Genomic DNA, 12,897 nt, shown 5'->3' with positions numbered 1-12,897 from the left:
ATAGCCATTTGAATCTCCTTAGTTAGTCGTACAACCAACGCCCAGCCTTTGCCGATTCCGCGAACATACGGACAGTTAGTGGCTTCACGGTTTGTTGTATGGGTTCCTTCGAAAAGTATTTTCGGAAAACTGTTTCTGTTTTCCAGGGATAATAAGCATCAAAATTTATTACTGTTGTATCGACATTATATTTTTTTCCAAAATCCTCAATCGCATAAGGTAACTCATCCCATCCGGCATAGCCCTGAAGAGGAGTATCAAATTCAATCGGGATGGGTTTTAATCTCCATGTGGTCATAAGAGAAAGCTCTTCTCGGAAAAAGTCTAATACTTGTTGTTCATCTACCATACTCGATCTTCTTCTCTGACGATCATGTTATAGGTTGATACTGTTTTATAAACTATTTGAGCGACATCATTTGTCAGTAATGCCCATCCTACAACAGGAACAGTACGACCAACAAAAGCACCAAGATTGTTTGTCCACATAGGCTTGAGTAACTTAATGCTAGTGTTAGTAAATTTTGGCAAGGGACGGGGCAATTTCACGTTCAACAATTGACGTGAATATTTAGAAGCAATTGAAGTGCCAGGCGTAGCATTGCCGGGCTTACCTCGTGTACTAAGAAGAGGAAGACCAAGAATAATGCTGCTCACCGCAACAATGTTATTTATGCTGCCAACATGCTCATCAATTTTTTCCAACAATATCCAAAAAAATAACTCGCCAGCCGAAACATTGCTGACTCCTTTGTAGAAGTAAGTCCCATTAAGCTGCTCAACCGTATCCATAATCATCCTCCCTGAATGACAGGTAGCCAGATTACAGCGGGATGAACGCTAATTTTTGTTCAAAAGAGAGGAGTGGAACGACTAATAGCGGGTGAAATATTGCAGAGTTTTGCCAGGCAGATGCAGTTAGGTCGCCATGAATGGCGACCCTACATTGCCGTAGGGTGCGCATTCATGCGCACCGGTTAAAACACCTTAAAAACTCTGCCAATCCGCGTCATTCACCACCGCAACGCGCGAGGGCTTAACGTATGAAACCTTCCGCACCACAGCATGCGTCTGATTAACCTCGCCTACACCCGCAACATGGAATTTTCCCACCAGTTGATTCAGATTTCCGGCTTGCTCCTGCAGCGACTGCGAAGCGGCAGAAGCTTCTTCCACCAGCGCGGCGTTCTGCTGCGTGACATCGTCCATCTGATTCACCGCTTGCTGCACCTGCACAATGCCCTGGCTCTGCTCAACGGCGGCGGCGGCAATCTCTTCCACCAGCTGGCTCACCTGATGAATCGCATCATTCATTACGCTCATATTGCGACCCACGTCGCTGGCCTGCGCGGCACCGGCTTCGGTCAAACGATGGGACTCTTCAATCAGCGTCTTGATTTCACGCGCGGCGGTGGTGGAACGCTGCGATAAGTTACGCACTTCACCGGCGACCACGGCGAATCCTTTGCCATGCTCACCGGCACGTGCGGCTTCAACGGCAGCATTGAGCGCCAGAATATTGGTCTGGAAAGCAATGCCTTCAATGATCGAAACAATTTCGGTCACTTTGCGCGAGCTACCACGAATGTTATCCATGGTTGAAAGCATGGTGGTCAGTGATGTGCTGCTCTTCTCCGACAATCCGCTGGCGTTAGCAGCAAGCTGACTCGCCTGGCGCGTGTTATCGGCGGTTTGACGTACCGTTTCACTCAGTTCGGTCATGCTTGCGGCGGTTTGTTCCAGCGATGCCGCCTGCTGTTCTGTACGTGATGAAAGATCTTCATTGCCTGCGGTGATCTGCACCGATGCGCTGCTAACCGATTGTGACGCCTGACGCACGGACGAGAGGGCGCCTGATACGCGATCCATTAGGATGTTAAACGAGTGCGCCATGTTGCCCACTTCATCACGACGACTTTCATCCGCCTTCAAGGTTAAATCAAGGTTCTCGCTGGCGGTCATCATCACCTTGCCCGCTGCAGATAAGCTGCGACGAATGCGCAGTACGGTGAACAGCGACAGCACACCAAAAATCAGCACGGTCGCGATAACGCCAGCAATGGTGGTCCACAGCACCGAATGGAAGGTGCTGCGGTTGGTGGCGCGCAGTTCATCGCCGATGGTGATATTCAGCTGCAGCTGTTTTTGATAATCACTTATCAGCTGTCGGATTGCGGCACCGATGCCGGTTTGTCCGGTGATCAAATCCAGACTAATGTCATTCTGATGGGCGCGTGATGCCGCTAAGAAGGGCGGAAGCGCTGCAATGACACGCTCAATATTGGTGTAAGCAACTTCCGTTAAGCGCTTATCTTCATCATTGGATATATCGTTAGCCATGTAGTAATCGGTTTGTGATTTCAAATCCGCCAGCTGTTTTTGGATCTCATTCTCAATCGACGGCATTTTACTGTCGTCGGTCTGGCTTTTGTGTTTGTACAGCGTTAGGGCCAGCTGGTTACTGCCATCAATCAATTTGCCAAGATCTTTGATCGAGGGAATCGCATTGGCCTGCACGTATTCAAAACGATCCTGAAAACCTGAAAGCAGAGAAATGGCGAGCACAGCTTGTAGGATGATGGCAGCAAACAGTATGGAAAAGGTGGCAAACAGACGTTGGGAGATGTTCATTTTATTATCCTTAATCTTAAGGCATCCCGGCTTTGGCGGCACAGGGTAGAGGGCAGATTAATAACCATCGGCAGTTTGAGGAAATTAGTTAATTTTTTTATCGATGATTTATGCCTTCGGTTATTTATCACACCAATTATTAACATCTTCCTACACAGGTTACTGATTCTGATGCGTGATAAGTAAAGGACTACAAGACTCCGCGCCTGCTCCGATATTTCCCTACAGACCTGCTCTTTATCATTTCGGCAATGGTTAAAAATTGCTGGGTATAGAGAGAGTCAATCCTATGAATAAAGTATTTCGTGTGGTCTGGAATGCAGCGATGCAGCGTTTTGTTGTGGCTTCAGAACTGGCTAAAGGCAAAGTTAAATCAAGTTCCTTAGCTATTGCGGCAGGTAACTCAACTTATAAAACGTTTGCTATTTCTGGGGTTGCTCTGGCACTGGCCTTAGCGTCGCCCTCTGTATTTGCAGTATCAATTATCGCAAATGGTGCAACCCTGACTTATGACGGACAGGACATTACCGCGACAGGTTCAGGTGAGTTCGCGCGTGGATTGAGTGCCACTAACAACGGTGTAATTAATTTCAGCAACGGTAGCGTCACCACTACTGCTGCAGCTGGCTTTGGTGCCTTCGTTGATACCAATGCCACCATTAAACTGGATAACACCACAATCAATACTGCGGGCACTAGTGCGCAAGGCATCTATGCCAAAGGCGCGGGTAGCGTAACCGGTGATGGTGTGCATATCACCACCAGCGGTACAACCGCCTATGGGATTCAAACCAGTAATGGTTCTGTGAGTTTGGCGAATAGCTCCGTGACTACCACAGGCGCGAATGCAACCGGCATTGTCGCTGCGGGTACAGCGGGAAAAGTTACTCTTACAAATAGCACCGTTGAGACTGCGGCGAATGGTGCGCAAGGTATCTATATCAAAGATGGCGCTACTGTATCGGGCGACGGTGCGCACGTCACCACCAAGGGTAATACCGCTTATGGCGTACAAAACGTCAATAGCTACGTGACGCTGACTAACAGCTCAGTCAACACAGTAGGAGAAGGTGCTATCGGTGTGGTTAGTACGGGAGCAGCTGGCAATACCACCATCAGTGACAGCCTCATCCATACGACAGGTGATACCGCACATGCGCTCTTTGCTTCAGGCGGCGCTCAGATAACGGTGAATAACAGCGAGATTACCGCTGAAGGTCACTTTTCAAATGGAGCTAAAGCGGCAGGCGCAGGCAGCGTTCTGAACGTCAATAACAGCAACATCACTACGTCAGGAGCGTCCGCAGAAGCGGTGTTAGCTTACGGTGGTGGCACGGTTAATCTGACCAACACCAATATCTTCACCGATCGCGTAAACTCTTATGGTCTTCGTGCCAATGGCGGTAATGCCGTGGTTAATTATGATGGTGGCAGCGTAACGACGACGGGAGGAACTTCAACGGTTCAGGCAATTAATGGGGGCGCATTAAATATCAATAACGCCACTCTTAGTGGTGGAGCGACAACTGTATACGGCTATTCCAATGGCGCAATTAATCTCGACAACGTGATAATTAATAATGATGGGTCACAAGCTAAAGTTGCGGCGGGGATTTATGCAAATGGAGCAGGTACAGCATTCAACGCGAAAAATGTCCAGGTAAATACCACAGGAACCAATGTTAACGGCATTCAGTTAGTCGGGGTTCATTCAACGCTGGATAATGTGGAAATAAACAGTGCAGTCAGAGGTGGCGGTCTTCAGGCATACGGTGGAAGTAATATTGTCGCGAAGAATTTGCGCGTGAATATTGAAAGCCAGGACGCACTGGATATGTCGACTGGCCTTACCATGGGCTCGGCTGCAGGTGATAATAACGTTGAGATGAGTAACTCTCAGATCGCTATGCAGGGTGCGAACAACACAGCTTTAATGTTCAAGTCAGACGCTATCAGCAATAACACTCTATCTCTGACCGACAGTGCTGTCACTTCGCCTGAAGGTACCGCGATGATGGTAACGGGAACGGCGAACACTCAGGTAACGACATCAGGCACCTTGTTAACCGGCGCAACGCTGTTATCCGCAGGTGCTGGCAATACTGCCGGTGTGCTGAGTAATGTCGAACTCACTGGCGATAACGGCTCGGTATTTAACGGTGATGTAATCATTGATCGCGCCAACACCGCGAAAAACATCATCAACCTCGACAACAATTCCGTGTGGAACGGTGCGACGAGTTCACTGGAAACGCTGAACGTCTCAAACGGCAGCGCCTGGAATGTCAGCAAAAGCTCCGCCGTCGATAATCTGACGCTGGATAACGGCACCCTGAACATGACGGCGCCGGGTACCGGTTACAGCGAAGTCACGGTCGGCAATCTGACCAGTAATAACGGCACGCTCGATTTCAAAACCCATTTAGGTGATGACTCTTCAGTCACGGACGATCTCATTATTACCGGCGATTACAGCGGTAACAGCAAAGTTGTGGTGCAGAATGCGGGCGGCACAGGCGCGCCAACCATTAACGGCATCGAACTGATTCGTGTCGATGGCAACGTCAACGGTACCTTTGCTCAGCAGGGCCGTATTGTGGCGGGCGCCTACGATTATCATTTAGTGCAAGATGGCAATAAATGGGTACTGCGTGATGATGTGGTCGGCGGCGTAGGTGGCGACACTGGCGCTCCGGTGGTGGGTGACGGTTCAGGTGCCCCAATTGGCGGCGGTTCAGGCGCACCAATCGGAAGTGGTTCTGGAGCAGTACCGGTTAAAGGCAAACCGATTACGCGTCCGGAAACTGGCAGCTACGCAGCCAACCTTGCGGCAGCGAACACGCTGTTCACCACTTCGCTGGATGATCGCTTAGGCGAGACGCACTACATCGGCGCAGATGGTAAGAAACACGCCACCAGCCTGTGGCTGCGTAACGCAGGTGGACACACGCGCTTCAGCGATAGCTCTGGCCAGCTGAAAACCACCGGCAACCGTTATGTGATGCAGTTGGGCGGCGATATCGCTCAGTGGAGCAGCAACGGCGCGGACCGTTTCCACCTTGGCGTCATGGGCGGCTACGCCAATGCGCAAAGTAACACGCACTCCAACGTAACGGGTTACACGTCGAAAGGTCAGGTGCACGGTTACAGCACCGGCTTTTACGCGACCTGGTTGCAGGATAACGAGGATAAGACTGGTGCGTATGTTGACAGCTGGATGCTTTACAACTGGTTCGATAACAGCGTGAAAGGTGATGGCATCGCGGAAGAGAGCTACAAATCCAAAGGCTTTACCGCCTCCGTTGAAGCTGGCTACGCCTTCAAAGTTGCGGAGATGAGCGAGCGTTCCAGCTTCTATCTGCAACCGAAAGCGCAGGCGACATGGATGGGCGTGAAAGCGGATGACCATAAAGAGCACAACGGTACGCGCGTGGTCGGTGAAGGTGACAATAACGTGCAAACGCGTCTGGGTGTGCGCGCCTATATCAAAGGCCACAACGCCATTGATGATGGCAAAAACCGCACCTTCGAACCGTTTATCGAAGCCAACTGGGTGCATAACACCGAAAGCTACGGCAGCAGCATGAATGGCGTCAGCGTTCAGCAAGCTGGCGCTCGCAACCTCGGCGAAGTGAAAGTGGGTGTCGATGCCAAGCTGAATCAAACCGTCAATCTGTGGGGCAATATTGGTCAGCAGATGGGGGATAAAGGTTACAGCGATACCAGCGCGATGGTGGGCGTGAAGGTTAATTTCTGATTGGTTGGGTAGCAGGTCGCCATGAATGGCGACCCTACGACAATGAGCCGGTTCGCACCGGCTCATTGATCATTACGGCCTGCGGAACAGCGCCAGACTGCGGCCTTCCAGCTCGAAATCCTTCTCTTTAGTAATCACCAATCCCTTCTCAACGCCTTCTGAAGTCGATAGCTCCAGCACCCAGCCGCCTTCACCAAACTGTGGAATACGGAACGGTACGTTGCCTTCGTACGGATTAAACAGCATTAACACGTCATGCCAGATACCTTCCTCCGTCTCTAAATCCGGGCGACCGAGATACACTCCGAGCGTGGTGCCATCATCCCATTGATCGGCCTGCTGGAAGCCGCCACCGGCGTTAAACCATTTGATTTCCATACCATCGCGCCAGCTCTCACGTCGCAGCAGCGGCTGTTTAGCCCTTAACGCCAGAACATGCCGGGTAAAGTCGCGCAGCGCATCAGCGGAAGGCGGCAGGTTTTCCCAATGCAGCCAGGAAATTTCGCTGTCCTGACAATAACCGTTGTTGTTGCCGAGCTGGCTACGACCAAACTCATCGCCCGCCAGCAGCATCGGCGTGCCGTGGGAGAACAGCAGCGTGGCGAGGAAGTTGCGTTTCTGCCGCTCGCGCACCGCGTTAATGCCTTCATCGTCCGTTGGGCCTTCCGCGCCGTAGTTGTACGAACGGTTCTCGTTATGGCCGTCGTTATTGTCTTCACCGTTGGCTTCATTGTGTTTCTCGTTGTACGACACCAAATCGTTCAGCGTGAAGCCATCATGCGCGGTAAGGAAGTTGATGCTGGCCCACGGACGGCGACCGCGCTGATCGTAGAGATCGCCGGAACCGAGCAGGCGCGCGGCGAAATCATTCGTGACCATGTCACCTTTCCAGTACTCACGCACCGTATCGCGATACTTATCATTCCACTCCGCCCAGCCTGGCGGGAAGCCGCCAACCTGATAGCCGCCCGGCCCGATATCCCACGGCTCACCAATCAGCTTCAGTTTTGACAGCACCGGATCCTGCATGATGGCGTCAAAGAAGCCGCCGCGCTGGTCAAAGCCTTCCGGCTCGCGTCCCAGCACGGTGCCGAGATCGAAGCGGAAGCCATCAACGTGCATCGATTCGGCCCAATAACGCAGCGAATCCAGAATCATCTGCAGCACGCGCGGATGCGAGGTATTCACGGTGTTGCCGGTGCCGGTGTCATTGATGTAGTAGCGATGCTGATCCGGCAGCGTGCGGTAATAGGAGTAGTTATCGATGCCTTTAAACGACAAAGTTGGACCGAGTTCATTGCCCTCGGCGGTGTGGTTATAGACCACATCCAGAATCACTTCGATACCGGCATCGTGGAAGGCGCGCACCATATCGCGGAAGCCCTGAATGCCGCGCGGTCCAAAGTAGCGTGTGGCTGGCGCGAAGAAGGCCAGCGTGTTGTAGCCCCAGAAGTTTTTCAGACCGCGATCCAGCAGATGCTGATCGTCCGGGAAACCGTGCACTGGCAGCAGCTCCACGGTGGTTACGCCGAGGCTTTTGATGTAATCGATCGAAGCCTGATTGCTTAAACCATCGTAAGTGCCGCGCATCTCTTCGGGCACCGCCGGATTGAGCTGGCTGAAGCCTTTCACGTGCGCTTCATAAATCACCGTTTTCGACCACGGAATATTCGGGCGATTGGCATCCTGCCAGTCGAATTCATTGGGATCGATGACCACGCATTTCGGCGTAAACGGCGCGCTGTCGCGGGTATCGAAACTTAAATCCTTCTCGTCATCGTGCAGGTCATACGCGAAGTGCGACTCATCCCACTGCAGTTCGCCCGCCAGTTCGCGCGCGTAAGGGTCGAGCAACAGTTTGTTGGGGTTAAAGCGATGGCCATTTTCCGGCTCATACGGGCCGTGTACGCGATAACCATAGAGCGCGCCAGGCTGCAAGTCGGGAATATAGCCGTGCCACACTTCATGGGTATATTCCGGCAAATCGAAGCGGGCGATTTCGTTTTCGCCGCTTTCATCGTACAAACACAGCTCAACTCGCTCAGCGCAGGCCGAAAACAGTGCAAAGTTCACGCCCTGGCCATCAAAGTTAGCGCCAAGCACTTGTCCCGAACCTGCTGTAATTTCTAGAGGCTTACTTGTCATCCATTATTCTCCACACAGATTAATCGGGTAATGCATCAGCTGCTTAGCAGCACCAACGGCGCACTTGAGGCCGCCTCATCCAGCGCGATGTAATCGCCGATCGCCACGCTTGCGCCTGTCCATAAGTTGCGATAGTGGCGATGGGCGAGTGATTCAGTCAGAACTACTTCGGTTTGTGTCCACTGTGCGTTGTCGAAACTCAGGCGCGGCAGGATCACCAGCAGCGCGTGGTCGCTATCCTGACGCGCAAAGGCGATAACTTTCTCCTGATGTTCGCCGCTAACCTGCAGCGGCTGATAATCACCCACGCGGAATAGCTGCGGATAATCGCGGCGCAGATGCAGAAGGCGGGCAATCACCTCTTGTTTCAGTTTGCCGCTCAGCCAGTTTTGCGCGTCGTTGAAATCGGGAGATTCAGACTCTTCAAGCTGCTGTTCCAGCAGATCAAAGTCAGGCGTGCGGCGGTTGTCGGGATCGACCAGGCTGAAATCCAGCGCTTCGCTGCCCTGATAGATATCCGGCACGCCCGGCGCGGTGAGTTTGATCACCGTTTGCGTCAGGCTATTGATCAGTCCGGCCTGGATAAATGGCTGCAACGCGTGGCTGAAGTCGCTGAGGAACAGCTGATTAGCCGGTGAAAGCAGATGGCGTGCGTAATCCAGCACCGCGTTTTCGTAGGCTTCATTGCTCTCTGCCCAGTCGGTGCGTAGCTTGGCTTCGCGTAATGCTTTCTCGACAAAGGGAATAAAGCGCTCTTCGAGTTGGCTAGCATCCTGCGGCTGCAAGGTGGTCGGCCATACGCCGGCTAACGCCTGATACAGCATCCATTCCACCGCCGGTTCCGGTGCGGCACCATCTTCCAGCTCAACCACCTGCGCCTGATTAATCTGCCGCCAGCGCGTCACGTGTTCCGCCCACAGCGCTGGCGCTTCGCTCAGCGTGTACAGCCGCGCACGCGCATCTTCGCCACGCTTGGTGTCGTGGGTTGAAGTGGAAGAGATGCCATCGGGTTGTTGTTGCAGCCGCGTTTGCATCTCGCTGTGGAAATGCGCCAGCGAGAAAGCATGCGGTAGCGGCTCTGCGCCAACTTCATTGATGGCTAACGCCACGTGATTGCGGAAGAACAGCGTGTCTTCCACCGACTTCGCCATCAGCGGTCCGGTCAACTGCTGGAAGCGCACGCGGAATTCATGCGCATCTTTTTCGCTCTCTTCGGAAACCGCGCCCAGCAGCATCGCCTGCAGCAAACTCAGTACCGTGGGCGACGCGCTGTTTTTCACGATTTCCAGCACCTGTTGCAGCAGTTCTTCGCCTTCCAGTGGCATACCGTCCTGCTGGCCGTAGGTGCGATACACCGGGAAGGCAATGAGGATTTCCCGCAGCGCGACGTGCAGCTCCGCTTCACCGAGGTTGCGATGTTCAGAAGTGGCAATCTGTGTCGCCAGCTTGAGTAAACGCGCAAACTCACCGGCGAAATTGCGATCGACCATCAATTCGCGCGCCACGCGCAGTCCGCCTTCAACGTCGTTTCGTTGTCCGGTAATAGCTTCATACGCCAGATGCAGCGTATCGATCTGCGAATCATTGACCAGCGCGTGCGACAGCGCGGCAATAAATTCGTAGCCGGTGGTGCCGGAAATCGGCCAGTCGTCAGGAATCTGTTCCCCTTCGGCGAGAATTTTTTCCACCGTGATATAGCAATCCGGGCCGGTGGCCTGGCGCAGCTGGCGCAAATAACCTTGCGGATCGGCAAGGCCATCAACGTGATCGACGCGTAATCCGCTGACCGCGCCCGAGCGCACCAGCTCAAGAATCAGCTGGTGGGAATCGGCAAACACCGCTTCATCCTCAACGCGTACGCCGACTAAACCGGTGATCTCAAAGAAGCGGCGATAAGAGAGCTCGCTGCGTGCATCGCGCCAGCTGATCAAGCGCCACGGCTGCTGATCATGCAGTTCGGCAATCGCTTTGGCATCGGTGATCGCCAGCACCTCGTCGGCGCGATCCTGCCAGCTGGCGGGCGTCAGCGGGTAAAAGCTGTCGTAATAGGCCAGTGCCGGATGGCCGGTTTCCGGATGCGCTTTGATGCTCAGCTCACCGTTTTCCAGCACGTTTTCGAAGCTGTCGCCGAGAAACGGCAGCGTCAGGCGGCGCGTCCAGTCGATGTCAAAGTGATTGGCATAGCGGCTGCTCTCGCCGTACTCAATCACATCGCGCCACCAGTTATTCTCCAGCGAAGCCGCCATATGGTTGGGCACGATGTCGAGAATCAAGCCGATCTCGGCGTCCTGCAACGCTTCAACCAGACGATTGAAGCCGTCACGCCCGCCAATCGCCGGCTCGATCTCATTGGCATCGGTCACATCGTAACCGTGAGTGGATTCGGCGGTGGCGCTGAAAATCGGCGACGCGTAAAGATGGCTGATGCCAAGACGTTGCAGATAAGGCACCAGCGCCGCAGCGCGATCAAAGGTCATGCCGTTGCGAAACTGAATGCGGTACGTCGCGGTTGGAATGCTCATTTTGTTGCTCCCTGATCCAAACGCACCACAATGGTGTTTTGGGGTAATGCTTCAGTTTCTTGCGGCCAGGCGAAAATCGTGCGGCCTGGCATGGTGGGTAAAGGTTGCGTCTGCTTGCCGATATTCAGCGCCAGCGACAGCTCGCCCTGCGGGAAACGCCAGCTGACGGCAACAAAGCCTTCCGCAGTGGCGAGCACCTTGCCGCTGTTGCCACCCGCATCCGCCAGCAGCGGCACGATGTGTTGCTGACGCAGCGCCAGCAGCTCGCGTGTTAACGCCAGCCAGCTCTGGCCCGCAGGCGTTTGCAGCTTATTCCAGTCAAGTTTCGAGCGGATGAAGGTCTGCTCAGCGTTAGGATCCGGCACTTCTTCGTCATGCCCGGCGTGACCGGTGAACTCCTTCGCGCGACCTTCACGCACCGCTTTGGCCAAATCGCCGTGGAAATCGGTGAAGAACAGGAAGGGATTGGTTTCGCCATACTCTTCGCCCATAAACAGCAGCGGAATGTGCGGCGACAGCAGCAGCGTCGCCAGCAGCACTTTGGTGCGATCGCTGCCCGCCAGGTTGATCAAGCGATCGCCCTGCGCGCGGTTACCGACCTGATCGTGGTTCTGGATGAAATCGACGAACGCCACCGGCGGCTGGCTGGCGCTCGGCACGCCGCGCCGTTGCCCACTCTGCGGCGACAGCTCGCCCTGATAAGCAAAGCCTTCGGTCAGCACGCGCGCCACGAGTTTCTCTGGCACGTCGGCGAAATCTTCGTAATAGGCGTGGGTTTCACCGGTGGCGAAGACGTGCACCGCATTGTGAAAATCATCGTTCCACTCGCCGGTAAACAGCGGCGCGTTGCCCTGTTTGTCGCGCGGATGCAGGAAGATGACGTTGCGGCAATCTTCAGTGGTGAGATGGATAGGGCGCTCGGGAATCGCCTGACGGATGCGTTCGGCAATCTCAATCAAGGCATGCTTGCTAGAGCTGTCTTCAATCTGGTCGATGGCATCAAAGCGCAGCCCATCCAGATTAAACTCCTGCAGCCAGTAGAGCGGCGCTTCGACGATGTAGCGCCGCACTGCATCGACATCATAAGCAATGCCCGCGCCCCACGGCGTCATGCGTTCCTGATGGAAAAATTCCGGCGCCAGCAGCGGCAGATAATTGCCTTCCGGGCCAAAGTGGTTGAGCACGATATCCAGCACCACCGACAAGCCGTGCGCGTGCGCGGCATCGATAAAGGCTTTGAAATCATCCGGCGATCCGTAAGCCGCATGCGGAGCGTAGAGCAACACGCCGTCGTAGCCCCAACCGCGATTGCCGCCAAACTGTGAAACCGGCAGCACTTCCAGCTGCGTGATGCCCAATTCAGCCAGCCACGGCAGCCTGGCTATCGCCGCCTGGAAAGTGCCTTCTGGTGTAAAGGTGCCGATGTGCAGCTCATACACCACCGTTTCGTGCCACGGACGACCTTGCCATTCGGTATGCTGCCAGCGATAGCTTTGTGGATCGACTACCAGCGAAGGACCGTTAACGTCAGCCTTTTGCGCGCGGGCGGCGGGATCGGGCACCACCGTGCCATCGTCCAGCACAAAGTTATACTCTGCTCCAGGCGTCACGCCGCTGACTTGCAGCTCAAACCAACCGTCGCCCGCGTCAATCATGGCCGAATCATGGTCGGCAACTCTTAAGGTGATGTGCTGCTGTCCGGGTGCCCAAACACGAAAACGGACGCTGCCATCAGCAAGAATCTCAGCGCCCCAGGATTTTTCAAATGATCTGAATTCCATTCAATTGCCTCGTTTAGCCCACGCAGGGGCAATGGACGACATCAAGCGATTCGCTACTGGC

At 54.1% G+C, this 12,897-nt stretch carries 7 protein-coding genes; 1 reads left to right on the top strand and 6 read right to left on the bottom strand.

The window, feature by feature from the left end; all coding sequences use genetic code 11:
* Window positions 1-22 precede the first annotated feature (22 nt).
* The 3 genes from BM323_RS16270 to BM323_RS16260 form a co-directional block, all read right to left on the bottom strand.
* Entirely contained in the window at window positions 23-349 is a 327-nt protein-coding gene (locus BM323_RS16270; protein ID WP_036648899.1) for a DUF1493 family protein, read from the bottom strand.
* Entirely contained in the window at window positions 343-792 is a 450-nt protein-coding gene (locus BM323_RS16265) for an STM2901 family protein (RefSeq protein WP_008106343.1), read from the bottom strand. Before BM323_RS16265 ends, BM323_RS16270 begins: the two co-directional genes overlap by 7 nt.
* A 195-nt stretch (window positions 793-987) precedes the next feature.
* A complete protein-coding gene (locus BM323_RS16260; RefSeq protein ID WP_008106345.1) occupies window positions 988-2,631 on the bottom strand; it encodes a methyl-accepting chemotaxis protein in 1,644 nt (547 codons plus the stop codon).
* A 289-nt stretch (window positions 2,632-2,920) separates the two neighbouring features.
* Between BM323_RS16260 and BM323_RS16255 the strand changes: the two genes are divergently transcribed.
* Window positions 2,921-6,388, top strand: coding sequence for an autotransporter outer membrane beta-barrel domain-containing protein (locus tag BM323_RS16255; protein WP_008106347.1), 3,468 nt, complete (start codon window positions 2,921-2,923; stop codon window positions 6,386-6,388).
* Window positions 6,389-6,460: 72 nt separating this feature from the next.
* On the opposite strand, the gene glgX is transcribed toward BM323_RS16255, so the two are convergent.
* Genes glgX through treZ form a run of 3 tightly spaced genes read right to left on the bottom strand, consistent with a single transcriptional unit; the run spans window position 6,461 to window position 12,836 of the window.
* Window positions 6,461-8,533, bottom strand: coding sequence for a glycogen debranching protein GlgX (glgX, locus tag BM323_RS16250; protein ID WP_008106350.1), 2,073 nt, complete (start codon window positions 8,531-8,533; stop codon window positions 6,461-6,463).
* 35 nt (window positions 8,534-8,568) lie between these two features.
* Window positions 8,569-11,055 (bottom strand): malto-oligosyltrehalose synthase, encoded by a 2,487-nt coding sequence (treY, locus tag BM323_RS16245; RefSeq protein WP_008106352.1) that lies wholly within the window; start codon window positions 11,053-11,055, stop codon window positions 8,569-8,571.
* The gene (treZ, locus tag BM323_RS16240; RefSeq protein ID WP_008106353.1) at window positions 11,052-12,836 is read right to left on the bottom strand and encodes a malto-oligosyltrehalose trehalohydrolase; all 1,785 of its coding nucleotides are present in this window, start codon (window positions 12,834-12,836) and stop codon (window positions 11,052-11,054) included. The genes treY and treZ overlap by 4 nt, the downstream gene beginning before the upstream one ends.
* Window positions 12,837-12,897: the final 61 nt, after the last annotated feature.

This window comes from Pantoea sp. YR525 (genome assembly GCF_900116775.1).
In the GTDB taxonomy this organism is placed as follows: Bacteria; Pseudomonadota; Gammaproteobacteria; order Enterobacterales; family Enterobacteriaceae; genus Pantoea; species Pantoea symbiotica.
Note: the sequence above shows the minus strand (reverse complement) of the source record. Positions and strands in the feature narration are given on the sequence as shown.